At 64.9% G+C, this 25,835-nt stretch carries 23 protein-coding genes; 16 read left to right on the plus strand and 7 right to left on the minus strand.

Features of this window, described 5'->3' with window-relative positions; translation table 11 throughout:
* The first annotated feature begins 144 nt into the window (after positions 1–144).
* The 6 genes from NP3_RS16155 to NP3_RS16180 all read left to right on the plus strand — a co-directional run bounded on the left by NP3_RS16155 (position 145) and on the right by NP3_RS16180 (position 5,832).
* On the plus strand, positions 145–930 hold the full coding sequence (locus tag NP3_RS16155; RefSeq protein WP_063042229.1) for a coniferyl-alcohol dehydrogenase: 786 nt from the start codon (positions 145–147) through the stop codon (positions 928–930).
* A 124-nt stretch (positions 931–1,054) separates the two neighbouring features.
* Positions 1,055–2,260 (plus strand): cytochrome P450, encoded by a 1,206-nt coding sequence (locus NP3_RS16160; protein WP_063042155.1) that lies wholly within the window; start codon positions 1,055–1,057, stop codon positions 2,258–2,260.
* Entirely contained in the window at positions 2,247–3,029 is a 783-nt protein-coding gene (locus tag NP3_RS16165; protein ID WP_063042157.1) for an SDR family NAD(P)-dependent oxidoreductase, read from the plus strand. The genes NP3_RS16160 and NP3_RS16165 overlap by 14 nt, the downstream gene beginning before the upstream one ends.
* A complete protein-coding gene (locus tag NP3_RS16170; protein WP_063042159.1) occupies positions 3,029–4,267 on the plus strand; it encodes a CaiB/BaiF CoA transferase family protein in 1,239 nt (412 codons plus the stop codon). Before NP3_RS16165 ends, NP3_RS16170 begins: the two co-directional genes overlap by 1 nt.
* A 12-nt stretch (positions 4,268–4,279) precedes the next feature.
* Positions 4,280–5,080 (plus strand): enoyl-CoA hydratase/isomerase family protein, encoded by an 801-nt coding sequence (locus NP3_RS16175; RefSeq protein WP_063042161.1) that lies wholly within the window; start codon positions 4,280–4,282, stop codon positions 5,078–5,080.
* Between the two features lie 2 nt (positions 5,081–5,082).
* Complete coding sequence (locus tag NP3_RS16180) at positions 5,083–5,832, plus strand: TetR/AcrR family transcriptional regulator C-terminal domain-containing protein (protein WP_063042163.1); 750 nt, start codon at positions 5,083–5,085, stop codon at positions 5,830–5,832.
* Positions 5,833–5,898: 66 nt separating this feature from the next.
* On the opposite strand, the gene NP3_RS16185 is transcribed toward NP3_RS16180, so the two are convergent.
* From NP3_RS16185 to NP3_RS16210, 6 genes are all read right to left on the minus strand, one after another.
* Positions 5,899–7,518, minus strand: coding sequence for an MFS transporter (locus tag NP3_RS16185; RefSeq protein ID WP_063042165.1), 1,620 nt, complete (start codon positions 7,516–7,518; stop codon positions 5,899–5,901).
* Positions 7,519–7,521: 3 nt separating this feature from the next.
* Entirely contained in the window at positions 7,522–8,982 is a 1,461-nt protein-coding gene (locus tag NP3_RS16190; RefSeq protein WP_063042167.1) for an acyl-CoA reductase, read from the minus strand.
* Positions 8,979–10,400 carry a long-chain-fatty-acid--protein ligase gene (locus tag NP3_RS16195; RefSeq protein WP_063042169.1) on the minus strand — a complete coding sequence of 474 codons (1,422 nt, stop codon included), beginning with the start codon at positions 10,398–10,400 and terminating at the stop codon, positions 8,979–8,981. The genes NP3_RS16190 and NP3_RS16195 overlap by 4 nt, the downstream gene beginning before the upstream one ends.
* A 366-nt stretch (positions 10,401–10,766) precedes the next feature.
* Complete coding sequence (locus tag NP3_RS16200; RefSeq protein WP_063042171.1) at positions 10,767–11,948, minus strand: acyl-CoA dehydrogenase family protein; 1,182 nt, start codon at positions 11,946–11,948, stop codon at positions 10,767–10,769.
* Between the two features lie 25 nt (positions 11,949–11,973).
* A complete protein-coding gene (gene mig, locus NP3_RS16205) occupies positions 11,974–13,638 on the minus strand; it encodes an acyl-CoA synthetase (protein WP_063042173.1) in 1,665 nt (554 codons plus the stop codon).
* A gap of 115 nt (positions 13,639–13,753) precedes the next feature.
* Positions 13,754–15,250, minus strand: a complete 1,497-nt coding sequence (locus tag NP3_RS16210) for an aldehyde dehydrogenase family protein (protein ID WP_245720963.1) — start codon at positions 15,248–15,250, stop codon at positions 13,754–13,756.
* Positions 15,251–15,575: 325 nt separating this feature from the next.
* Between NP3_RS16210 and NP3_RS16215 the strand changes: the two genes are divergently transcribed.
* The 8 genes from NP3_RS16215 to NP3_RS16250 all read left to right on the plus strand — a co-directional run bounded on the left by NP3_RS16215 (position 15,576) and on the right by NP3_RS16250 (position 22,789).
* On the plus strand, positions 15,576–16,016 hold the full coding sequence (locus NP3_RS16215; protein WP_063042175.1) for a hypothetical protein: 441 nt from the start codon (positions 15,576–15,578) through the stop codon (positions 16,014–16,016).
* Positions 16,017–16,040: 24 nt separating this feature from the next.
* Positions 16,041–16,964 carry an alpha/beta hydrolase gene (locus NP3_RS16220; protein WP_174566223.1) on the plus strand — a complete coding sequence of 308 codons (924 nt, stop codon included), beginning with the start codon at positions 16,041–16,043 and terminating at the stop codon, positions 16,962–16,964.
* A gap of 177 nt (positions 16,965–17,141) precedes the next feature.
* Positions 17,142–17,750, plus strand: coding sequence for a TetR/AcrR family transcriptional regulator (locus NP3_RS16225; RefSeq protein WP_063042179.1), 609 nt, complete (start codon positions 17,142–17,144; stop codon positions 17,748–17,750).
* A 193-nt stretch (positions 17,751–17,943) separates the two neighbouring features.
* Positions 17,944–19,470 carry a nitric oxide reductase activation protein NorD gene (locus NP3_RS16230; RefSeq protein WP_063042233.1) on the plus strand — a complete coding sequence of 509 codons (1,527 nt, stop codon included), beginning with the start codon at positions 17,944–17,946 and terminating at the stop codon, positions 19,468–19,470.
* A 22-nt stretch (positions 19,471–19,492) separates the two neighbouring features.
* On the plus strand, positions 19,493–20,290 hold the full coding sequence (locus tag NP3_RS16235; RefSeq protein ID WP_063042181.1) for a CbbQ/NirQ/NorQ/GpvN family protein: 798 nt from the start codon (positions 19,493–19,495) through the stop codon (positions 20,288–20,290).
* A gap of 149 nt (positions 20,291–20,439) precedes the next feature.
* A complete protein-coding gene (locus NP3_RS16240) occupies positions 20,440–21,165 on the plus strand; it encodes a hypothetical protein (RefSeq protein WP_063042183.1) in 726 nt (241 codons plus the stop codon).
* Positions 21,166–21,192: 27 nt separating this feature from the next.
* Positions 21,193–21,627, plus strand: a complete 435-nt coding sequence (locus NP3_RS16245; protein WP_063042184.1) for a hypothetical protein — start codon at positions 21,193–21,195, stop codon at positions 21,625–21,627.
* Positions 21,628–21,631: 4 nt separating this feature from the next.
* Complete coding sequence (locus tag NP3_RS16250) at positions 21,632–22,789, plus strand: phosphotransferase family protein (RefSeq protein ID WP_245720964.1); 1,158 nt, start codon at positions 21,632–21,634, stop codon at positions 22,787–22,789.
* Positions 22,790–22,913: 124 nt separating this feature from the next.
* On the opposite strand, the gene NP3_RS16255 is transcribed toward NP3_RS16250, so the two are convergent.
* On the minus strand, positions 22,914–23,711 hold the full coding sequence (locus NP3_RS16255; RefSeq protein WP_063042186.1) for an SDR family NAD(P)-dependent oxidoreductase: 798 nt from the start codon (positions 23,709–23,711) through the stop codon (positions 22,914–22,916).
* A gap of 216 nt (positions 23,712–23,927) precedes the next feature.
* Here NP3_RS16255 and NP3_RS16260 point away from each other — a divergent pair, with 216 nt between their 5' ends.
* Both NP3_RS16260 and NP3_RS16265 read left to right on the plus strand, forming a co-directional pair.
* Entirely contained in the window at positions 23,928–24,755 is an 828-nt protein-coding gene (locus tag NP3_RS16260; protein ID WP_063042188.1) for a TetR/AcrR family transcriptional regulator, read from the plus strand.
* 309 nt (positions 24,756–25,064) lie between these two features.
* Positions 25,065–25,832: an MlaE family ABC transporter permease gene (locus NP3_RS16265; protein WP_063042190.1), complete on the plus strand. Its 768-nt coding sequence runs from the start codon at positions 25,065–25,067 to the stop codon at positions 25,830–25,832.
* Positions 25,833–25,835 lie beyond the last annotated feature (3 nt).

Here is a 25,835-nt window from a genome sequence, read left to right on the forward strand (position 1 = left end):
CCGTTCCATCCGTCTTCATACGGGTCCGATCCGGCGGGCGCACCGCGTCCCAGATCGTTTGTATCGGCCAACAGCCTGATTTATAGTTACCCTTACTGTCAAGCATTCTATAACGCACATCCGTGCAGCGGAACGGTGGTATTCATGGACTCCGGGCAACGCAGAATCGTGGTGGTAGGCGCCGGATCGGGAATCGGCGCCGCGACCGCCAGCCACTTCCACGACAACGGCGACCACGTGCTCGCGGTGGATCTGCGCCCCAACGAAACCCCGGCCGCGCAGCATGAACAGTGCGACCTGCGCGACGCCGCCGCGATCACGGCGCTGCTGGACCGGATCGGTCCGGACTGGGATCTGCTGGCCTACATCGCCGGTGTACCCGGCACGGCACCCGCCGCAGACGTTCTGAAAGTGAACTATCTCGGTATGCGGCTGACGGTCGAGGGGATGCTGCCGCGACTGCGGCAGGGCGGCGCGATCGTCACAGTCGCCTCGGTAGCGGCCCTCGGCTGGCAGCAGCGCATGGACGAGCTGGCCGGGCTGCTCGCCGCGACCGACGCCGAAGCCGTCGAGCGCTGGCAGCAGAGCCAAGATCCGTCCTATCCGGTGTACAGCACATCGAAGCAGGCCGCGATCATCTACACGAAGCGGCTGGCGCCGACGGCATGGCAGAAGTACGGAATCCGGGTGAATACCGTGAGTCCGGGACCGACCGAGACGCCGATCCTGGCCGACTTCGAGGCGTCGATGGGCAAGGACGTCCTCGACACCGTCAAGGCGACGATCGGCAGGCATGCCACCGTGGACGACATCGTGCCCGTGATCGCCTTCCTCGGCTCACCGCAGGCACGCTGGATCAACGGACAGGACATCCACGTAGACGGCGGATTCGTCGCGCCGCTGGTCGCGGGGGCGCCCATTCAGCTGTAGCCGAGGACCTGTCGAAATAACAATCTCCGCCAGCCCGACATGCTGTCGATACGGCTATACTGTATATATTACAGTAGCTTGTACCGGTAAGGTGCCGACCGCTCTGACGACGTAGAGGTGAGCTGTGGATATCCCTGTTCGAGACCAATCGGCCGAAGAAGCCCTCGACCTGCGTGACCCCTACCCGTTCTTCGCCGCCAAACGGCGCGACGGTGGCGTCTTCCACGGAACGGTCATGGACTATTCCCGGACCCCGGAATCGCTGCGCCCTTCGGACAGCTATGCCGCCGTCTCCTACCCGGCGGTGAGCACCGCATTGCGCAACAGTCGGGTATTCAGTTCCAAGCTCTACGATTCCACGATCGGTGTGTTCATGGGCCCGACCATTCTGGCCATGGACGGCAAACAGCATCGGGCGCACCGGAATCTGGTGGCCACGGCATTCAAGCCGCAATCACTGCTGCGATGGGAACCGGAGATCGTCCGGCCGATCTGCAACGCGCTCATCGACGAGTTCGCCGAGCGCGGCAGCGCCGACCTCGTCAAGGAATTCACCTTCGAATTCCCCACCCGTGTCATCGCACGCCTGCTCGGACTCCCCGAAGAAGATCTGCCCTTCTTCCGCGCGGCGGCAGTGTCGATCATCAGCTACGCCAACAAGGTTCCGCAGGCGCTGCAGGCTTCCAACGACCTGAAAGAATACTTTCTCAGGCACATCGAACAGCGGCGGTCCGAACCCACCGACGACATCATCGGCGATCTGGTGACCGCCGAGGTCGACGGGGAGAAGCTGACCGAGGAGGCCATCTACTCGTTCCTGCGGCTGCTGCTGCCCGCCGGACTCGAAACCACGTATCGGTCGTCGGGAAATCTGCTGTACCTATTGCTCACGCACCCAGAACAATTCGAGGCGGTGCAGCGCAACCACGACCTGATCGCCCAGGCCGTCGAGGAAGGGCTGCGCTACGAAACGCCGCTCACACTGGTGCAGCGATACGTGACCGAGGACGCCGAACTGGAAGGCGTCGCCATTCCGCAGGGCGCGGTGCTCGATCTATGCCTGGGCTCGGCCAACCGCGACGAGACCCGCTGGGAGCGACCGGAGGAATTCGATATCTTCCGGACCCACATTCCGCACATCAGCTTCACCGCCGGTGCGCACACCTGTCTCGGCCTGCACCTGGCCCGGATGGAGACCCGAGTCGCCATGGAGGCCCTGCTGAGCCGCCTCACCGGATTCACCCTGGAGGCAGAGGGCGATCCGCATATCTTCGGCCAGCCGTTCCGCTCGCCCAACACACTCCCGGCGACTTTCGATGTCATCGCCTGAGCCGCAACAGAATCGAACCCGCTTCGATCTGTCCGGGCGCGCGGCACTGGTCACTGGCGCCGGCGGCGGCATAGGTGCGGCCGTCGCCGCCGCGCTGGCAGAGCAGGGCGCGGCAGTGCTGGTCACCGATCTCGACGCAGCGGCAGCCGCGACAACGGTGGAAAAGATCGTTGCCAACGGCGGGCGGGCCGCGAGCACCGCCCTGGATGTCCGGTACTCCCGGGCCGCCGATGCCGCTGTCGCCGCGGCAGCCGAATTGGCCGGGGGCACTTTGCATATCGTGGTCAACAACGCCGGGGTCACGGCACCGGCGATGTTCGGTAATACCACCGAGGAGTCAGTGCAGCTGCTACTGGACATCCACGTGCTCGGTGCGTTCCGTTGCGCGAAGGCGGCGCTGGAATATCTGCCCACCGACGGCACCGGCCGCATCATCAACGTGACCTCGTCGGCCGGTCTGGCCGGGGCACTCGGGCAGGTCAACTACTCGGCCGCGAAGTCCGCCATCGTCGGGTTGACCAAATCGCTGGCTCGTGAGTTGGCGCGCAAGCAGATCACCGTCAATGCGCTGGCGCCCGCGGCCGCCACCGCCATGACGGCCAAGATCCGCACCGATCCGAAGTTCGCCGAACAGATGCTGAATCGAATTCCGATGCGCCGGTGGGCCGAACCAGACGAGGTTGCGGGGGCCTTCGTATTTCTCGCCTCCGACGCCGCCTCCTACATCACCGGTCAGGTACTGCCGGTGGACGGTGGCCTGGTGATGTGATGGCCGATCCGACTGCGGGCCCACTCGCTGGAGTCACCGTCGTGGCGCTGGAGCAGGCCGTGTCCGCACCCATGTGCACCCGTACCCTGGCCGATTTCGGGGCCAGGGTGATCAAGATCGAGAATCCGCGCGGCGGCGATTTCGCGCGCGACTACGACGATGTGGTCAACGGCCTCGCCGCGCATTTCGTGTGGGTGAACCGCGGCAAGGAATCGGTGACTCTCGATCTCAAAGATCCGGAGGGACAAGCGGTTCTGCACCGGTTGCTGGAATCGGCCGACGTATTCGTCTCCAATCTGGCACCGGGTGCGACGGCCGCACTCGGCTTGGCCGCAGATGATCTGGCGGTGCGGCATCCGGACCTGATCGCCATGGAGATCGACGGCTACGGCCCCGGCGGGCCGCTGTCCGATAAGAGAGCCTATGACCTGCTGATTCAGGCCGAATCGGGGGTCTGCGCGGTCACCGGATTCCCAAATGCCCCCGCCAAACCCGGTCCGCCGATCGCCGATGTGTGCTCGGGCCTGTACGCGGCGTTGACGATCGTGGCGATGCTCTGCGGCAGACGAGCGCCGGGCGGGCCCGCGGCGAAACCCACCGCGGCGTCGGTGAGCCTGTTCGATACGGCGGCCGAATTGATGGGGTACGCGCTCAACTACACCCGGCACACCGGAATCGATCAGCAGCCGCTCGGCATGAGTTCCCCGGCGGTCGCCCCCTACGGCGCCTATCCCACCGGCGACGGCCACACCGTGGTACTCGGCACGACGAACAACCGAGAATGGCAGCGCCTGGCCCGCGACATTCTCGACCGGCCCGATCTCGCCGATGATCCGCGATTCACCACCAATGCCGGACGGGTGCGCCACCGGGGCGAACTCGATGCAACGATCGCGCAGTGGTGCGCGCGGCACGACCTGGCCACTGTCCAGCTGTGCGCCGACGCCGCCGGAATCGGGAACGCCCGCTACAACACCCCCACCGATGTGGTCGCCCATCCGCATCTCGCGGCCCGCCGACGTTGGCGGCCGATCGATACGCCCGCCGGTCCGGTACCCACTCTGCTGCCGCCACCCGTCATCACCGGATACGAACCGCCCATGGGGGCCATTCCCGCATTGGGGCAGCACACCGAAACCGTCCTGGCCGCAGCCGGATTCAGCGCTGACGACATTGCCCGCCTACGTGACCGGGGTGCCATCGGGCCCGGTGCCGACCAACCCGTGATCCGGACATGAAAGGACGATGTTGTGACCGATGAACCGGTATTGCTCATCGAGCAAGTGGGTGCAGTGCTGACACTGACGTTGAATCGCCCGCACCGTAAGAATGCGCTCACCCGCGAGGTGTGGGCGGGGCTGCGCGAGCAGTTGCGCCGGGTCGCACACGGTCGTGAGGTTCGCGCCGTGGTCCTGACCGGGTCCGCGGGCACGTTCTGTTCGGGCGCCGACATCTCCGATGCCGCGGGCATGGACGAGTTTCCCGATCCCAGCCGGGAGTTGCGCACCATCAACGAGGTCGTGCAGCAACTGCACGACCTGCCGGTGCCCACCGTCGCGAAGGTACGCGGGGTGGCGGCGGGCGCGGGGTGGAATCTCGCGCTCGGGTGCGATCTGGTGGTGGCCACCCCCGACGCACGGTTCTGCCAGATCTTCTCCCGGCGCGCGCTGTCACTGGATTGCGGAGGCTCCTGGCTGCTACCCAAACTCGTCGGCATGCAGCAGGCCAAGCGCCTGGCATTGCTGGCCGACATGATCGGTGCCGAGGAAGCGCACGCCCTCGGACTCGTGACATGGATACAACCCGACGAGGCTGTCGACAAGTTCGTCGACGAGCTGGCGGTGCGGCTGGCGGCGGGGCCGCCGTTGGCACTCGCGCAGACCAAGGCGCTGTTGAACGACGGAACGGATCGGACGATGCGCGAGGCGCTCGCCAACGAGGCACGCGCCCAGACCATCAACCTGTCAGGCGCCGATGTGATCGAGGCGTTCGCCGCGTTCGCCGAGAAACGCGAGCCGGTTTTCACCGGGGCATGGGGCACAGGAGGTTAGCAATGGCGAAACGGGTCACCGTCGAGCGGCGGCAGCGACGCGAACGCGGCTCGCTGAATCCGGAGGACATCATCGATGGCGCCTTCGAACTCGCGCAACAGGTTTCGATCGACGGTCTGAGCATGCCTCTGCTGGGTAAGCATCTCAATGTCGGGGTCACCAGTATCTACTGGTACTTCCGCAAGAAGGACGATCTGCTCAATGCGATGACCGACCGCGCGCTGCGACTGTATGTGTATGCCGTGCCCTACCCGTCCGTCGAAGCGAGCAATTGGCGTGAGACGCTGGGCAATCACGCGCGGACCATGCGGCGCACCTTCCTGGCGAGCCCGATCCTGTGCGATCTGATTCTGGTCAGATCGGCGCTGAGTCAGCACGCCGGGCGGGTGGGCGCCGAGCAGGTGGAGCGGACGGTGGCCAGCCTGGTCGAAGCGGGACTATCGGTCGAGCAGGCCTTCGACATCTACTCGGCGGTCAATCTGCATATTCGCGGATCGGTTGTGCTACAACGGCTCTACGACAAGAACCAGGAGCTGGAGGCGGAGGGCCGGGCGTACTACGACAGCATTCTGGTCGAGCCCGAGACGACACCGCTGCTCGCCGAGGCCATGGCCAAGGGCCTACGATCGGGTGCGCCGGACGACCGCAATTTCGAATACGGTCTGCGCTGCATCCTCGATCACGCGAGCCTGCTGATCCAGCTGAATTCGTCGGCGCACGCGAATTCCGGTGACACCACACCGGCCTCGTAGCACTGTCCGACACAATTCGTCGTCCCGGCCCGGCACCCGCCTGCCGGGACGACGAATTGTGGATGGCTAGTGTACGATTCCCGCCGTACTGGGCTTGCGTCCGTGGCGCATGATCAGCGCGATGATCAGCGAGACCAGCGCCAACCCGGACATGACCCAGAAGGTGAGCACATAGCCCTGGTCGGCGAAAACCTGTGGTATCGGTTGTGTCGCGCCCCGACCCATCGCGCTGACCTCGGCATTGATCGGATTGCCCGACTGGAACGCGGCCATGAGGGCGGCCCCGACCGCTGACCCGATGCCCATGGTCACACCGAGCATGCCGGATCCGATACCCTGCTGTTCCTCGGGCAGCGCATCGACCATCAGGATGGACGCGGCGGCGAAGAACAATCCGAAACCGATCCCGAACAGTGCGTTGAGTACCCCGAACAGTTGCCAGCTGTAATGCGGTGTGGCCAGCGCGAAGCCGATTCCCACACCGATCATCACCACACAGGCGATGATCGCCGGGATCCGGGCGCCGATCCGGCGCGCGAGCACACCGGCGATCAGGCCGAATATCATGCTCACCACACCCGCCCAGATCCCCAGATGGGTTGCGAACGACAGCATTCCGAAGCCACTGCCATAGTGGTAGGTGGGATCGAGCCTCACGTGCACCACCGAAAGGGGCAAGTTCATTCCGGTCATCTCGTGTGCCTTGTCGACCGCACCTTGCGCCACCATCTGCTTCAGCTGCTCCGAACTGGGCGTCTGGCTCATGTAACCGAGCGCGGTCGCCACGACCATGAGCATGCCTGTGGCGAACATCGTCATCAGCATCGTGAGACCAACCGCTGGCCGGGCCAGCAGCTTGACGTTCATGACGGGTCGGCTCGATCGGGACTCGATCACGACGAACAGCACGATCAGCGCCGCTCCGCCGATGGCCCAGGCCAGCGCCGAGGCCCGGCCCCAACCCCAATCCTGTCCCTTGGACAGATACAGCAGGATACCGAAGGTGCCCGCGGACAACATGATGATGCCGAAGGGCTGGATCCGCTCACGCACTCGCAGCTTGGACTCCGGAACAACGACCGCGAACAACACCATCACCGCCGCGGTGTAGGCAACCAGGAACCAGAACAGTGCGCGCCATTGGAAATGGTCCACCAATGCGCCCGCGATGATCGGCCCCAGCAGCCCCGAGACTCCGACACCGCCCGCGACCACACCGAGGCCGAGCGCTGAATACTTGCGCGGCAAAAGATCTCGAACGAGTCCGTAGGACAGCACAAGGGTGGCGGTCGCGAATGCCTGTAGGCCACGGCCCACCAGGAACAATGTCCAGCTGGAGGTCATCGCATCGAGCAGGCTGCCGAGCAGGAACAACCCGCCGCAGACCAGGTAGACGCGCTTCTTGCCCCACACGTCACTCAGCTTGCCAAGCACCGGCGTCGCGGCGGCCCCGATGATGCCGGTGATGATGATCGCCCAGTTGATATCGGAACCGACCGTCGAAAACGTTGTCGTCATCTTCTGCAGCGCCGCGCCGACCATGACGGTCTGGAATGCCGAGGTCTCGGTGAGCAGCACGATGGCCGCGAGCACCGCGATGATCCGCGGCCCGGAGGCGCCGTCGAGCCGTCCGGTGTCGACTGGTTCGACACCCTCAGGCGGGGTGGTAGTAGCTGTCGTTGTCATCGGTCACCTCACCAGATCCGAGGCTTGCCACAGCGGGAACACCTGCTGTGGATCGCACTGTTCGTCGACGATCCATTTGCACATCCGCCGTACCGGTTCCATCGCGTCCTGTGGAATCGTGAAGTTGACACTGGCGGCATAGCCCAAAGAGGTGAGTCGTTGCGCGCCGAACAGCGGAAGCCGATCGCGCAGTTCGGTTTTCAGCGACTCGGGATAGATTCCGATCGTCTGGGTATAGGCGTTGACCGCGTCGGTCACCTTGTCGATGCTGTCGACCGGGACGATATTGGCCACCCGCCCGGACAGCATCATCGAATAGTGCACCGGTTCGTCGAGCTGGGATACGACGATCGCGCCCTCGCTGTTCTCACCGCCGTAGACGCGGTACCAGTCGTCGTTCAGCCGCGACCCCTCGACATGTTCGAGTAGCGTGCGGTTGACGACCTTCGGCTTGGTGCTCAGCGATTCGGGCAGCTGCAGCATCGATTCGTAGATGAGTTCACCGAGTCGGTTCGCCCGTTCCAGTCCCTGCTCGTCGGTGCCGCTGAGCAGATAGATGACCCGGGCATTGACGCAACCCTCCTGATTGCCCGCCCCGACGTCGCAGGCCGCGCGCACGGCAACCTCGCGCAAGGTGTCCTCGCTCTCGAACGCCTCGGATCCGATGATGGTCGCGCTGCGCTTGGGATCGAGCGAAATCAGTTCCAGCCCCGGCTGGATGTACTTCGTCACGTGCTTGACCGAGGCGAAACCGCCCCAGGCGACGATCTTCTCGATGTGCTCGGGCTTGTAGAGCTGCTCCTCGAAGGCGGTATCGCCGCCCTTCCAGTAGCCGACCGACAGGTGTTCGGTAATCGGGTGGTCGGGGGCGATATCGCGCAGGGTGCGCGCGATGGCCATTGCCGTGAGCGGATCGTTGGACGGCGCCTTGATGATCACGTCACTGCGCGTGATCGCCGAACGCAGGATGGTGACCGCCGAAACAAGTCCACCATTGCCCGCGGCGATATGCAGCGTGCGGGAGCCGAATGCGCGGACCCGGAGATTGCGACCATCGAGCGAGGTGCGGGGCACCCAGCCTTCGAGATACTCGATGCCGACCGAGGTTTCGGCGAGCTCACGAATGAACTCGCGGCTGAACATCGCCTGCAGTCCGACGTAACCGGTGCGCAGGATCGACTCAGGGAACGGGTTGGCCAGGATGGACGCCTCGTACGCCTCCTGGATGTAGGGGTTCTGGTCGAGCTCGAGATGCTTCCCGAGCTCCTCCAGCAGATCGAGGATCTCCTCGAAGGACAACGCGTACAGATCGGCCATATCCGCCGGACTGCGCAGCGGCAGCGCGTTGACGTACTTGTGCGGATCCGGCGCCTGGAAGCTGTGTTCGAGGCGGGTGCCGAACGAAACCAGATCGTCGGTGATCACCTCACCGCGAATGAATAGCGGAACGGTGAAAGCGCTCACGACCGGAACTCCTTCAGGAAATCGATGGCCTCGTTGTGGACCTCATGGCTGGCCGCGCACGAGATGCGGTCGTCGTCGACACCCTGCTTCTCGCTGAAGCGGATGATGTGGTGCTCGAGAGCGATTGTGGTTCGCCCGCACGGGCATTCGAGTGACCAGTCGACGGTCACCTCGTCGCCGGTGATCACACCGCCCCAATGGCTCTGGTTGACCAGGTCATATACCGCGAACCGTCCGGTCTGGCGGCCGGTGCGTGGCAACGGCTCGCTGGTATCGGGGTCGAGCACATACGGAATCACCCACGGCTGGAGGTGATAACGGCCCTCGGCGCACGCGGCGTGGATGCCGTTGTGTTCGGAGAACCCGTACCCCTCCTGCACCTCGTTGCCGTAGAACTCCCTGATGACGTCCATGAATCCCTCGGGCAGCACGTCACCGGCCTTGCGCCCGCCGCCGGTCTGGATCGCCGAATTCGGCGCGAACGCACCGCGAATGCCCTCCGCGAGCCCGGCCGAGGCCAGGTCGTACATGAGCTTGTAGGTGCTGGACATGAACACCCGCTTGCCCCGCAGCTGGTTGGTCAACCGCTGCAGGAACTCGCTCACCTCGAGCGGCGCGCGCTGCTGCATGGCGATGAACTCGTCCTTGCGGGCGGCCAGTGCCGGATCGATCTGCAGGCGATCCAGCTCGCCCTTGGCGGCGGCGGCCCGCATCTTCGCCGCCAGGAACATCATGTCGGTGTCGAGATGGCCGGAATACAGGGCGTGGAACCGGCTCTCGTCACCGCCGGTGAACTCGAGTTTGATCCACGGCACCACCCGAGTGTGGCCCACCCGGCCGCCGCTGTAGTTCGGCCAGATCACATCGACGACGGGATCGAGCTGGTCCTCGGTCGGCTCCTGTCCGAACTGCTGGAACAGCGTCGCGCGCCAGACCTGCATGCCCTCAACGGTGGTGAGCTCGTCCTTGGGGATGATCGAGAGCGTTCCGGTTGTGCCCGACGAGGTGATCACCTGCAGCTTGCTGGCGGACTCCACGGCCTCGAGCCACTCGTCGATGGACTGCGCGCCCGAGGCATCCACCCTGGACAGATCGTGGGTGGTGACCTTGGCCAGCCAGCGGGTCATCAGATCGAAGCGCTTGTTGTCGATCAGCGCCGGCGGATAGGACTTGTAGGTGGTGTGCGAGAACATCAGCGGCACAACGTCATTGAACTTCTCGACCGTACTGATGCCGAGCCGGTCGGCCAGTTTGCGCACCATCTCGATGCCCTCGCGGTGCTGCGCGAACCGCAGCATCATCGCCTCGCGCTGCAATTCCTCGAGTTCCGCGCGGGGAAGGCTGTGCATTTTCGTCACGGACTCGTCGAAGTAATCGAATGGGTGGTCCATGAAAGTCACGACAGTGTGCTTGCTCATCAATGTGCTCCCAGTTCGTCGAGCCTGCGCTCGGCGCTATCTCGGCCTCGCCTCATGCACTGGATCACATCGACCACGCACGAGACTCTTAAAACATCGGCGGTTTCTTAACCGTACAAGCGCGGTCGCACGGGCGCAAGAGGTGGCGAGCAAGTCGACGATCCCGGGTCGGTCAATGCTTCTGAGCTGCAAGAAATCCCAGCCAACACGGCACGGAAGGAATCAGCGCAGCAACGTGAAATAGGCTTACCGCAAATGACACGGTAAGCCTATTTGAAAATAGCTTTTCGCTATAATTTATCCGAGTGTGGTCAGGTAGGTGGCGGACAAACCCCAAGCGATACCTCGGCTCTGCGTTGTTTCGGACTATTTCGCAGCCGAGTAATTCGGACGTCCCAGCCCGAGAATGTACTGCGCGATCATATTGCGGAAGACATCCAGCGTCCCGCCGTAGATACCGATCAACGGCGCCCACCGGTAGAGGTATTCGGCCGCGGCGTCGGCCACCGCTCCCCCGCCACCCGTGGTCAGCGCCGCCTCATCGCCGAGGACATCCATGAGATCCGGGGCGATATCCCGCATGGTCTGCGCGATGGCCACGCGCCCGAACAGACTCGGCGCGCTCAGCGCCGCCTCGATGCGGGCATGGGCCCGGCCGAGCCGATACGCGATCGATCCATCGTCGAGCCCCCGTCGGCCGTCCGGCCCGGCCGCGGCGGCCAACGCGGTCACCCGGTCGGCGGTCACGGCCATCGTGGTGCCGAAGCCGCTCATGATCGCGATATCGGCCAGCCCGTTCGGGTCGGCACCACCGGCGCCGTGCTCGGCGGACAACGGACCGTTGAGCACCCGCCAGCCGTCGTCAACCTCGCCGAGCCGGTATCGATCCGGAACCCGAACATCCTGGTAGTAGGTGATATTGGTGCGTTCACCGTCCACGGTCCGCAGGCCCTGGATATCGATGCCGGGCAAGTCCAGCGGCACCAGGAACATGGTCAGATTGCGATGTCTGCGCCCGTCCGGATCGGTATTGGTCAGCAGGAATACGTACCGGCAGTTGTGCGCGCCGGAGGTGAACATCTTCTGCCCGTTGATAATCCAGTCCGTGCCCGCGCGCACCGCTCGCGTCGCGCAGTTGGCGATATCGGATCCGCCCTCGGGTTCGGTGTAGCCCATGGCGAACCGGACCTCGCCGCGATACACCCCCGGCAACACCTCCTCGAGCAGCTCCGGCGAGCCGAATTCGCGGACCGCGCGCAGGATCATCATGGTGGCACCCCAGGTCACCAGCGGCACCTCGGCCCGGCGTCGCTCGAGATCCCAGATCCGACGCTGCACCGGCGTCAGTCCCCCGTCTGCCGCGCTGTTCGCCTCCCGCTCGAGCCACCCATGCGCCCCCATCGCCAGATGCAGTTCCTCGACGAATCCGTCGCCGGACTCGTGTGCGCGGCGCAGCACGTCCTCGGTCACGGTGGCCGCGAGGAATTCCCGCGCCCGGTCCAGGAATTCCTGATCTCCGGCGGTCGGCTCGACCCTGGCGAAGTCCACTTCGGTTCCCTTTCTCTGTCGCGAATCAGCTCGCGGCGATCGCTTGTTCGCGCGCCCAGCGGTAGTCGGCCTTGCCCACCGGACTGCGTACGATCTCCGGGCGGAACAACACCGCCTTCGGAAGCTTGTACCGCGCAATGGATTCCGCGGCATGGGCGATCAATTCCTCGGCAGTCGGCTCGGTCCCGTCGGCCGGTGCGATGATCGCGACGACCTCCTGTCCCCATCGCTGGCTCGGCCGGCCAACCACCACGACGTCGGCGACGGCCGGATGCGACGAAATCGCCAATTCGACCTCCTCGACGAAAATCTTCTCGCCGCCGGAATTGATCGTCACCGCATCGCGTCCCAGCAGTTCGATGGATCCGTCGGCCAGCAGTCGGGCCCGATCGCCCGGCAGCACATACCGCGCACCAGCGATGACCGGGAAGGTGATCGCGGTCTTGGCGGCGTCGCCCTTGTACCCGAGCGGTGTGAAGCGGCGTTGCGCGAGCCATCCGATACCGTCGTGACCCGCTGCCAGCACCGAACCGAAGTCTTCGGCCACGATGCAAGTGTCCGCCCCCGGGATGAATGTGCCGGTCGATACGGATCCAGACGACGAGACGTGATTGAGCTGAGTGCCGCCCTCCGAGGACCCGACGGCATCCATCACGACCAGACCGGGAACCGCGGCAATCCACCGCTGTTTGACCGACGGGCTCAGCACAGCACCACCGCTGGCCAACGCCACCAGCGACGATACGTCCGCCGCACCCGACTCGATCGCGGCGAGCAGCGGACGGGCCATCGCGTCGCCGACCACGATCAGAATCGCCACCCGCTCCCGCTCGATGGTGCGCACGATTTCCTCGGCATCGATACGGTCCACGACCGAGGACAGGAAAACGCTCTGGCCGGTCATCGTGGCCGTCAGGACCGCCCACTGCGCCGCACCGTGGATCAGCGGCGGCAGGAGCATGAGCCGGACACCGGGATTCGCGGCCGCCCGAGCGGCGACCTCGTCGTTCGACCCGATGAGCGATCCGCTGAACATATCCCGCCCGCCGCAGGCGGCCATGAAGATGTCGTGCTGGCGCCACAGGACAGCCTTCGGCATACCAGTGGTGCCGCCGGTGTAGAGCACATAGAGATCGTCGGGAGAGGGCTGCACGGGCAGCGGCTCCGGCGCGGTCGAGGCGATGACGGTCTCGTAATCGACCGCCCCGTCCAGCAATTCGTTACCCGACTCGTCGGCGACCTGTATCAGTACTCGCAGTGTCGGCAACTCGGGCAGCACCGCGGCGACCCGTGGCGCGAAGGCGGCGTGATAGATCAGCGCGGTCGCACCGGAATCCGCCAGCAGATGCCGCAGCTCGCTCTCGACGTATCGATAGTTGACGTTGAACGGTGCGACACGTACTCGGAAGGCGCCCATCATCGCCTCCACGTACTCGTGTCCATTGTGGGCGTAGATCCCCAGCAGGTCCTGCCCCACCTCGTGGTCCGCGAGTGCCGAACGTTCGGTGTGACAGCCCAGTCCCTTGGCGTGCAGGTAGGCCGCCAACCGCTTGGAACGCTCGGCGATCTGCGCGAAGGTGTGGCGCCGATCGCCCTGGCAGATCAGTTCCCGATCCGGAATGGCGGCCGCGGCGGCATCAGCGGCCGCCACGAGCGTGAATTGCGCCGTCGACGGTTCGGATCTGGTCACGGAACGAGACAACAGTGGCTCCTCGGTCGTGTGCTGCCCGAGCGCAGTCGGACGGTCAAACTGTAAGTGATACGGTATTTATTACAACAGGGATATTCGTGCCCGGCGATGGAACTCAACGTCCGGAGCCACGGGCGCCGAGACGTCGACGCGTACGCTGATGCGCAGTGCGCAGCGCGATATCGATGACGCGATGAATGAACCGCGAGAACGGCGGTGCGGCCAGCGCGGTGACGACGAACGGGAGATCGGTGCCGACCACGGTGCGGTAATGGGTGAAGGTGTCGAACCCCGCCTTGCCACGGTAGGCCCCCATACCGCTGGCCCCGACCCCGCCGAAGGGGGCGTCCTCCGGAAACATATTGAGCGCGAAGTCGTTTCGGGAGACACCGCCGCTGCGCGTATTCCTCACGAAGGCGCGGAAGTCCCGCCCGCCCGGCCCGTACCAGTAGGCGACCAGCGGCGAGTGCCCTCCATTCAGGTGGTCGACGACATCGGCGAGCTGCGTGTACGGCCGCAGGATGAGAACCGGCCCGAAGATCTCCTCGGTGGCGATCCGCATGTCATCGGTGATATCGCGGACGACGGTCGGCGGGATCTTCCGAGTGCCCGGATCGGGCAGCGTCTCGTCCGCCGGCACGATCTGTTCGACCCGCGCTCCTTGGGTGCGCGCCTCGTCGATGAGGGCGCGAACCCTGTCGTAGTTGGCTTGGTCGACGCAGGCCGTGTAGTCCTCGTTGGCCGCGATGGCCGGGAACGTATCCCGAAAACTCGTGCCGAGCGCGTCGGCGAAGACGTCGATGCGCCCCTCGGGCACGAAGACGTAATCGGGACTCACGCAGACCTGCCCGCCGTTGATCATCCGGGCGCGAGCGATTCGCGCCGCCGCCCTGGTGATGTCGGCATCCGGTGCCACGACCACCGGATTCTTCCCGCCGAGTTCCAAGGTCACCGGGACCAGATTGGCCGCGGCGGCCCGCTGAACCAGTCGGCCGACCCGGGTCGATCCGGTGAAAAACAAATGGTCGAAAGGTAATTCGGCAAAGGCGGCGCCCACCTCGGGACCGCCGGTCACCACCGCGAGCTCGGACGGATCGAAATACTCCGGCGCCAGCGATCGGGTCAGTTCCGCGGTGCGCGCGGTGATCTCCGACATCTTGATCATGACCCGATTACCGGCGGCGAAGGCGGCCGCAGCGGGCACGACGACCAGTTGGAGCGGGAAATTCCAGGGCCCGATGATACCGACCACACCGACCGGAGTGGGTTGCACCTGGGCACGGATCCCGTATAGGCGAGCCGTCGGCTTGGGGTTACGGGGGCGCATCCATTTGCCGGTATGCGAGCGGGTGTGCTCGAGGGTGGACAGCATGCCCATGATCTCCGCGAACAGAATCCCGGTTCGGGACCGGGTACCGAAATCGCGAGCAAGCGCGTCGACATACGAGTCGAGATTGTCCAGAACCATGGCGAGCAACCGGTCGATCCGGTGCCGCCGGACCGCCGCCGAGGGTGGCCCTTCGCGCAGATAGGCCTGCCGCTGCAGTTCCAGGATCGCGGCGGGCGCCAGGGCGCTGTCGCTGATCGGCTCTTCGGTGGTTCCAGTGCTCATGCGTGATGTCTTTCCAGTCGCAACTCAGCTGAGATCGAGCGGGCGATCGCGCATCCGCGCCGAAGGCCGACCCAGATCCTGTTGTCCGCGGTCGCGTCCGAGCGCGCCGAGACGGAAATAGTTAATCATCCAGTAATGCCAACTGTAACATCTCCCACAAGAGCGAGGCAGGTGAACGCCGATACGTGGCGCAACCAATGGATCGGCGACCGCTTGCGGCGATATACTGAATATTTTACAGTTGATGACACAAGAGCGTCGGTGCTCGACAATGAGCCTTGGTTCGCGCGGCCACGATCCGGGTCCGGTGCGCTAGGAGAGAATTATGAGCGACAACGGGGTCCCCGGTCTCACATCGCGAACCGTCGAGGAACTGCTCGGCGCGGGCGAGGCGCTGGCCCAGCAGGTGCGGACGAAGATCCCGCACAGCCCGCGGCCGGTATTCCTGCACTACATCGAGCAGACCTTCGACGCGTTGCGCACAAAGCTCTCGCGCGGACTCGACCCGCATCCGGACACTCCGGCGCAGCAGCTGTGCCTGTATCTGATGGTCGCGTACGCGGAGCGACGGATCGGATCGCTCGATGCCGATCTCATCCGAATCCACCATGCGCTGCTCGCCGACGACGACGCTCTGGCCGAAGTCTGCCGCGTCGGCGGGGACCCCGGTCAGTCCTACGACTTCGTCGCACTCGGCGACGCACTGACCGGACGCGGCATGAGCGCGTTCTTCGCCCCGCTCGAACCGGACGACCTGGTCGCCTGACAGCCCGCGAGAGGACGAACCATCGTGGGTTCGGATTCCACCTTCCACCCCGAACTCCGCATTGCGCGCTACCTGCGGCGCTCCACGGTCGGTGCGCGCACCATCGGGCCGGTCCGCAGGCTGACGAAACTCACCGGGCGCGGTCGACCGGCGGGCGGGACGATCGAGGCGGTCGACGCGCACGTCTCGGTGCGCGTATTCCGACCGGCACGGGCCCCGCGCCAGGCACCGGGCCTGCTGTTCATCCACGGGGGCGGCTACGTCATCGGCACCGCCGCGATGGGAGATAGCTTCTGCCGCCGAGTCGCGGACCGCCTGGGGGTCATCGCGGCATCGGCGGAATACCGGCTGGCACCCGAGCACCCCTTCCCGACACCGCTCGAGGACTGCTATGCCGCGTTGCGCTGGCTCGCCGACCAACCGGATGTCGATCCGGACCGTATCGCGATCGCCGGGGAGAGCGCGGGCGGTGGCCTGGCCGCCGCGCTTGCGCTGCTGGCCCACGAACGCGCCGAGGTGCACCCGGTACTGCAGGTGCTGTCCTATCCGATGCTGGACGATCGGACCACCGCGCGCACCGATATCGCCCACCGCGGACTACGTCTGTGGAGCCCGCGGAACAACGGCTTCGGATGGCAGTCCTACCTGGGCCCGGCCGCGACCGGCACGGTGCCCGCACTGGCCGCGCCGGCCCGATACGAGAACCCGGCCGGGGTCTGCCCGGCCTTGATCGGCGTCGGCACCAACGATCTGTTCCACGACGAGGACATCGCCTATGCCGAACGCCTGCGCCAGGCCGGTGTCCCCTGCACGGTGCACGTGGTGCACGGCGCGTACCACGGCTTCGATCTGATCGAGACTTGGGCGCCGGTCTCACGAGCCTTTCTCCAGGAGCGGCTGACGGCATTGAACGACGTACTGAACGGTGGTGCACACACTCGCGGCTGATCCATCGATGTCATTGACTAGATTCAATGACATCTGTCAGTATGTTCTCAGCCGCACTTCGAAGATTGCTTCAGGCACAGCAAATCGTAAGCTGGAGAACATATTTCGATATCTATCCGAATCGTGCGGATCGTTCTTCATTGACACTCGTCAGTGACAGAAGTTAGAAATTGGCGCATGAGCGAAGTTCAGGACAAGCCGCAGGGCCGCGAAGCCCAGCGTCTGCAGACCCGGCAGCGCGTATTCGACGCGGCCATCGCCGAATTCAAGAACGTCGGCATGGCCGATGCCGATATCGGCACGATTGTCGAGGCGGCGGGCGTCGCGCGCGGCACCTTCTATTTCCACTTCCCGAGCAAAGAACACGCGCTGCTGGAACTGGAGGCACGTGAGGAAGCACGGATCGCCAAGGAACTCACCCGGTTTCTCGCCGCACCGCACGATCTCCAATCGGCGCTACGGAAAACGATTCAGCTGATAGTCGGCCTGGAACGCCGCCTGGGCAGCCTGCTGTTCAAAGAGCTGCTGGCGATTCACTTTTCGCCGACCCGGCCACTGGACGACGAATGGCGTGAGCATCCGGTGATCGTCCTGGTGGTCGAGGAGATCGAGCGCGCCCGCGACAACGGCGAGGCCGAGATCGCCGTCGATCCCTATCACAGCGCGGTGTTCTTTCTGCTCGGGCTCTACGCCCTGCTGACCACGACCTCGGGCTCGAAGGCGTTGCGCGCCAACGCACTCGACAACTACCTGATCACCGTTCTGCGCAGTCTGGAGCCTCGATGAAGCAATCATCGCGGACCACCCATCGAACCACTTCGAACCGACGAATATGGAGATACGGCCATGCTATTGGACCTTGTGCGCATCGCCCTCGCGTGGGGCGCGGTGCTGCTGATCATCGCGTTCTGGTACTGGATCATGAAGAATATCGGCACATTCTGAGCAGGTCCGGCCCCTGCGGCAGTGGATGTTCGTCATGAAGGGTGCGGTGCAAGGGCTCTCGATCGAGCGCAGTTGCGCCGTCACGGCCGTCGCATTCTCCGGACGTCGCCGGGAGGGCGTGCGGCTGGTGACCGGTGAGCGGCGCAGTTTCGGTCTGAACACCACCCGCACCGTCGTGCAGGTCCCGTATCCACCCGTCGCCGCGGATTGGACCAGAGCAACGCTCACATGCGGTGTGGCACTGCAATGTTCGCCATCGAAAGACCGCATCGCACGGTACCCGTTGCACGAGCTGTCACCCCGGGAACTGGGCGCGCTGTCGATCGTCGAGGGTGGTGTGGCGGCGGGCTGGATCGCCGACCGGCTGCCCGGCCTGCTGCCCGAACTCCGTCGGCTGCTACCCCACCTCGAGATCGCCGAGCACGACCTCGATGGCGACGAAATAATGGACCGTGCACTGGGTTTGGCGCGATCACGGCAGCAAATTCGCGGGCATCCACTGCTCGGCAAGCTCCCGCTGGCGGCTCCCGCACGCGGCGGCCTGGCCGTAGCGGCACGTCGGGCCTACTCCCGGATGCCGTGGACGTCGACGCGCAGCGACTCCTATCGCGTCATGTCGATACCGGTCGGCGGTGACGGCGGCAGCCGCAATACCAACCTGCCCCCACCGAGCCGACCGGAGAACGAAGACGTCGAAATCCGAGCCGATCAACGCGCGGGCCTGCCCTATCCGGAATGGAACCTCTGGACGAAAAGCTTTCTGCGCGACCACGTCGCGGTGCTGGAACGCAAACATGCCACCCGCCCGCGACCGCTCGCACCGGTCTCCCCCGACATCCGCCGCTGGTTCGAAGAACACACCCACCGCGCCATGCGCAGCGGCCTCGAGGACGGGTCGGATCTCGATATCGACCGGTATGTCGGCCATTACGTCGACATGCTCTCCGGTGCGACCGCCGAGCCACGGGTGTTCCGCGAGTTGCTGCCCAGTTCCCGTGACGTCGCCACCGCGGTACTCCTGGACGGTAGTTCCTCCCTCGGGGTGCACGGCGGCCGGATCTTCCGGCTCGAATTGGCCTGTGCCGACGCCCTGTCCCGAGCCATGACGCTCGCCCGGGAACGCCACGGCCTGTTCGTCTTCACCGGCAATACCCGCCACCGGGTCGAGGTGCGCTGCCTGAAGGACTTCGACGATGCCCGTTTCGTGGACCCGAGCAGTCTGGGGCTGATCACCGGCGGCTACACCCGGCTCGGCGCGCCACTGCGGCACCTGACCCGCCGCCTGCTAGAGCAGCCCTCGGAGCGGCGCCTGATCATCGTGATCGGCGACGGCCTGATGTCCGACGAAGGCTACGAGGGCCGCTACGCGTGGGCCGATGTCGCGCACGCCATCGAAGAGGCCGACGACGCTGGCGTCGCGATCTACTACCTCGCCATCGGCCCCACCCGCGTGGATCCGCTCCCCGAGGTATTCGGCGCGCGCCGTTCGCGCCGGATCCTGCAGGTGGAGGAGTTGCCCCGCGTGCTCGCCCATATCCACCGCGAGTTGGTCGCCCAATGATGTTAGGAATTCCGGAGTTCCGATGACAACCGATCTGTACTATGCCAGCGGCACCGAGGTGCAACTGTTCGAATGGGCCTTCCAGCAGCACATGCCGGTCATGCTCACCGGACCGACCGGCTGCGGCAAAACGCGATTCGTCGAGCATATGGGCCACCTGCTCGGTCGCCCGGTGGTCACGATCAGCTGCCACGACGATCTCACCAGCTCCGATCTGGTCGGCCGATTCCTGGTATCCGGCGGCGACGTCGCCTGGCGGGACGGCCCACTGACCAAAGCCGTCAAATCCGGTGCGATCTGCTACCTGGACGAGGTCGTCGAAGCCCGGCACGACTCGCTGGCCATACTGCATTCGCTCACCGACCACCGGCGCACGCTGTTCCTCGATCGTGCCGACGAAGTGGTGTCCGCGCCCGCCTCGTTCATGCTCGTCTGCTCCTACAATCCGGCCTACCGCAGCTCACTGAAGGAGTTGAAGCCCTCGCTGCGACAGCGGTTCGTCACCATCGCCATGGGTTATCTGCCGCCCGAGCGCGAGGCCGAGGTGCTGGTCGCGGAGACCGGTATCGATCTTTCCGTCGCACGGCGACTGGTCAACTGCGCCAACACCATTCGCAATGCCGATGACGTCTTCCATTTCGAATCGCCGTCGACGCGCGTGCTGGTGGCGGCGGCGCGGCTCATCGCCGCGGGCGCGAACGAACTCGAGGCCGCCGACGTATGCGTCCTCGCGCCGCTGAGCAGCGACGGCGCCATCAACGAAGGCCTACGCGAGATCGCGGCGGCCAGCCTGCTCACCGCCGAAGACCCGGCCGTGTAGTCACCCGAGGAGGACCGTTCGATGAACGAACAAGATCGGCAGCGCCGCCGAGCGCTCATCGTTTTCCAGATCGTCATATACGGATTTCTACTGGCGATGTTCCTGATCCAAATACAGATGTATATGACCAGGGACTGGTAGGGGCGATCATGAATATGCCGACATTCACCCTGCGCCGGAGCACCGGAAAGACAGCGCCGGAAACCTCGGTGACCTACGACGAACACCACGAGAAAAGTCGCCGCGCGCAGCGCCGGGCCGACCAGTGGCTCACTGTCGGAACCGCGCTGATGGGCACCTTCATCTTCGGATTCGTCGGATTGCCGATCTTTCTGCGCGGAGTGTGGTTGCAGCGCAAGGCACAACGCGACGGGCTGTCCGTCCGGCCGATCATCGTCACCCTGATCGGCTATCTGGTCATCCTCGACGCCTTCCTCAACAGCATCGGCTGGGTGCTGGACCTATTCGCCAACCACACCGTTGTCACCCGCGTGTTCTTCACCGCGTGGGGCAATTTCGTCGATGCCGGATACTTCTGGCACTACAACGAATTGTGGATCGGCGGCGCGGGCGCGCCCGGCGAAAAAGGCTGGGAAGTCGCGCTGATATTCACCGTATTCCCGATGCGGGTCGCGGCCGCGATCGCATTTCTGCAGATGAAGCGGTGGGGCCACCAGTGGCTGATCGTCACGTGCTGGTTCGGTGTGGTGATCTGGATCGGCTACGTCGTCAATATGACCATGTACGCCGATGTGCGCTTCCACGGCGTCGTGCTGCCGGTGACCGGCTGGTGGTTGTACGACATCTTCTACATCACGCCATTCCTCGCGATCCCCTATCTGCACACGGTCAACCGCGAGATCTTCTCCGACTGACCTCGAATCCGGTTCCAGGAGAACACCATGAGCAACAAATCACCCGCGGCCGAGTCGTCGCCGGAACAAGATCTGCCGCTCGGTACGACGGCACCGTTCGCGCGAATGCACAAGTGGCTCAAGCGCGGCATCCTCGTGTGCCTGATCGCGTTGGTCGTCGAGGGTTCGCTGACCGTGCCCGCCCTCGCCCTCTGGTACGGCTGGCCCACCTTGTCGATCACCGAAATCTGCGACGAGATGATGAAGGTGCGCTACTCCGACGACACGCTCGAATGCAACCAGGGTGCGCTCAACGCGCCACCGCTCGGCGGCAAACCCGAAGCGGCAGGCCAGACCACCGCCCAGGATCAATGGGGAGTGCAGCCGAAACCGCAGTGGAAGCATATCGGTTACCGTGAACTCGTCCGGATTCACAACGAGCGGATCGCCCGCGAACAGGCACAGCAATCGGGCCACCGGTAAGACCTTGCGATCACTCGACACCACCCTCGGCCTCGGCATGGCCGCACGAGAAGCCGTCCGGGCCGGACTCGATCGCACCCTCCCCGGCCCGGCGGCGATTCCACTGCGCATCCACGAGGTGAACGAACACTGGCTCGGCGCGGCACTCGGTTTGCGGCCGGGCACGATCACCTCGGTGCACGTGCTGGACGCGCATTCCGGTACGGCGGCGCGCGCTCGTATCACCGTGAAATCCGACAGCGGCGAGGTGCCCGAGCAGCTGTTCGTGAAATTGCCGCCGCGCAACTATTTACAGCACGTCCTGATGAACGTCTTCCACCTCGGGACCCGCGAGGTCATCGCCTATCGCGCACTGGGCGCGAATCCCTCGGTGCGGGTGCCGAGATGCTATGTCGCGCAATGTGATCGACTCCGGCGCCGCAGCATCCTAGTGCTGGAGGATCTGTCGGGATCCGCGCAGTTCCGTACTGTCGTCGATACGGTCACGCGCGCCGAGGCTGCGGCCGTGATCGACGCCATGGCAGATCTGCACCTCACGTTCTGGGGTAGCGGCCGGTTCGCCGACGACCTGCGGCCGCTCACGGTTCGAACGACGGCGGATCTCCGGCTCGGTGATCTCATCCGCCGCCGGTTCCTTCACGAGATCACCGGGCATACCAAAGATCTGATACCCGAGCCGATGAAGCGTCAGTGCCGGATCTTCTATCAGCGCAGCGCGGATATCGATGCCTTCTGGGCCGCGCAGCCGCAGACTCTGATCCATGGCGACCCGCACCTGGGCAACCTGTTCTTCACCGATACCGGGCCCGGCTTCCTGGACTGGCAGATCGCCACGGCCGGGGTCGGCATCCGCGATGTCGCCTACTTCGCGAACGCCTCCGTCGAGCCGGACCTGCTCCGCACGATCGAACGAGAACTCGTCGAGCGATACACGGCCCGGCTCGCCGCCGCCGGGATCGGAGTCGACCTCGAACGCCTGTGGACGCTGTATCGCGCGGGTATCACCGAACTCTTTCTCGCGGCCGTCTGCACCGCCGAGGCCGGGGAGCGGATGCAGCCGTTCGAGGTGTCGCGGGTCGGCGTCGTACGTGCCGTCGCCGGTGCCGCGGCACACGACAGCTTCGCGGTGCTTGCCTCGCTCGTCGACGGTGAGCGAGTCTGACGCGCTGGGCGGCCGTCCCCGGGCTCGGACGCAGGCGGCCGTCGGAAGATCGGACGCAGGCGCCCTCGGGATCGGAGTCAGGGACCCCCGGGATCGAGGTCAGGTGGCCCTTCGGGTATCGGGCTCAGGTGAAATCCGAACCGCCGTCGACATTGACATTCGCACCGGTCATATACGAATTTCGCCGCGAGGCCAGAAAGGCGACGACCGGACCGATCTCCTCGGGGCGGCCCGCCCGGGGCAGCTGCGCCGGATGTCCGTAATGCTCGGCGATCTCGGCCATCAGCAGATAGGGATCGTCGCTCTCGACGCCGACCGAGTGAGCCCAATCGACCAGCGCCGGGGTCACGAAGGTGCCGGGCGAGACGACATTCACCAGAATCTCTTCCGCGGCAAGCAACAGTGACAGATTCTTGGACGCACTCGTCAGCATCGCCTTCGCGGCGGTATAGGCCGCCAGCGGAATGCTCTGCCGCTGCGTCGAATGCGCCGAAAAGTTCACTATCCGCGCCCATTCGGCCTTGCGCAGCAACGGCAGCGCCGCACGCACGCTGCGCACCATCGACAGCACGCCGTCCTCGACGGCCTCGAGCCACTGGTCGTCGGTGAGGATGTCGAACCGGCCTTGCACAGTCGGCCCGACTGTATTGACCAGCACATTGAGTTCGCCATGCCAGCGCTGCCCCAGTTCGGCGAACGCGGCGGCGATCTGATCGGCGTCGCGCACGTCCGCGACCAGCCCGATGGCGTCGGGGCTACCGCGGTGGGTCAGGTCCTTGACCGCGTCATCCAGGTCGGGGCGGGAACGCCCCAGCACCGCCACCCGAGCGCCGTCGTCGGCCAAGCAGCGAGCGGCGGCAAGTCCCATGCCCCGGCTACCGCCCACGACCACCGCTGCCGCGTCGGTCAATCCCAAATCCATTGCGCTACCGCCTCCGTCGCGAGCTTATAGATAAGCATACTGTATCTTTATCAGTATTCACTCCGCGATGACCATGCCGATACGCGGGGCCGCGACGCGCCGATAGAAGGCATCGCAGTAGGATTTACGGTTATAGGTACGATGGCTGTTGCTGTCGGTTTCCCGGGACCGGGAAACGATTGCGTCGGAGCGGACTTCACGGAGGTGGGCGCACATATGGCGAAGCGGGCAGCCGCGGAGAAACGGCCGCGGCGTGAGCGCGGATCCCTCAATCCCGGGGACATTCTCGACGGTGCGTTCGAGCTCGCGGATCAGGTGTCGCTGGACAACCTGAGCATGCCGATGCTGGCCAAACATCTCGACGTCGGCGTGACGAGCATCTACTGGTACTTCCGCAAGAAGGACGAACTGCTCAACGCCATGACCGACCGCGCGCTGCGCCAGTACGCCACCTTCGTCACGCCTTTCGTCGTCGCGAGCGACTGGCGCGAATCGCTGCGCAACCACGCCCGCACCATGCGGGAGACGTTCAACGCCAATCCCATTCTCTGCGATCTGATACTGATCAGGTCGGCACTGAGCCCGGAAGCCGCACAGCTGGGCGCACGGCAGACCGAGGAGGTCATCGCCAATCTGGTCGAGGCCGGACTGTCGCTCGACGACGCCGTCGCGACCTACTCCGCGGTTCAGCTGCATGTGCGCGGATCGGTTGTACTGCAACGTCTCTCCGACAAGAACGAGGAATCGGAGTCCGGCGCGGGCGCATACTACGACAGCCTCACCATCTCGCCCGACACCACACCGCTACTGGCGGAGGCGAGTTCGAAGGGCCTGCACACCGGGGCCCCGGACGATCGGAATTTCGAGTACGGCCTCGACTGCATTCTCGAACAGGCGAGCCGGTTGCTCGAATCGGGATCGGGTGCGAAGGCGAAGAAAGCACCCGCCAAGAAGGCACCCGCTAAAAAGGTACCTGCCAAGAAGGCAGCGCCGACGAAGTCATCGGCTACGCGCCGTCCTACCAAGGCCGCTGCGGCGAAGTAGTCACCCGCTATCCGTACCCGCCGGAACCCGGCGGGTACGGCCGTTTCCGACGGCGTCCCACACGGCTCGATCGAGCGTGCGGCGATATCTCCAGCTCGCCGCGATCCGTTGTCGCCCTTCATGTCCGGCGACAACGCGCTTTCGTCTGTCGTAATTACGCTCAAACAGCTGGACACAATTCATCGCAAACGCCTGGGCAAGCCCCTTGCCGTGATGTATCGTCGGTCACACTGTAAGAGCAATAGTTAGTCATTCGACCAGCCCGGTGCCGACATCGTCCACAGCGCCGAGTGGTCCGCTGGAGGATCGATGGAACTAGAACGGCTGCACGCGCCGGTTCGGGAAGTCGGTCAGTTCTTCGCCATGATCGCCGAGGTCGGACGGGGTTTGGTGCGGACGCGATTCCGGTTCGGCGAATTCATCGAGCAGAGCTGGATGCTGGCGCGGGTGTCGCTGCTGCCGACCATCCTGGTGGCGGTGCCGTTCACCGTACTGGTGAGCTTCACCCTCAATATCCTGTTGCGCGAGATCGGTGCGGCCACCATGAGCGGGGCAGGTGCGGCATTCGGCGCGGTCACCCAGGTCGGACCGATGGTGACCGTACTGATCGTCGCCGGTGCGGGGGCGACGGCGATGTGCGCGGATCTGGGATCGCGAGTCATCCGCGAGGAAATCGCGGCCATGGAGGTGCTCGGCATCGATCCCATTCAACGGCTGGTCATTCCGCGCGTGGTCGCCTCGACGATGATCGCGGTTCTGCTCAACGGTCTGGTGTGCGCCATCGGCATCACCGGCGGATTCGTGTTCTCGGTATTGCTGCAGGGCGTGAATCCAGGAGCGTTCGCCGCCGGTGTCACATTGCTGACCGGGTCGACCGAGCTCGCCATCTCCGCGGTCAAGGCCATGCTGTTCGGACTGATCGCCGGACTGGTGGCGTGCTATCGCGGCCTGTCGGTATCCGGTGGCCCGAAAAGCGTCGGGCAAGCGGTCAACGAAACCGTGGTCTACGCGTTCATCGCCCTCTTCGTGGTGAACACCGTGGTGACCGCGGCCGGAATCCGATTCTCGGGGAGGTGATTT

It is taken from the genome of Nocardia pseudovaccinii NBRC 100343 (genome assembly GCF_001613225.1).
In the GTDB taxonomy this organism is placed as follows: domain Bacteria; phylum Actinomycetota; class Actinomycetes; order Mycobacteriales; family Mycobacteriaceae; genus Nocardia; species Nocardia pseudovaccinii.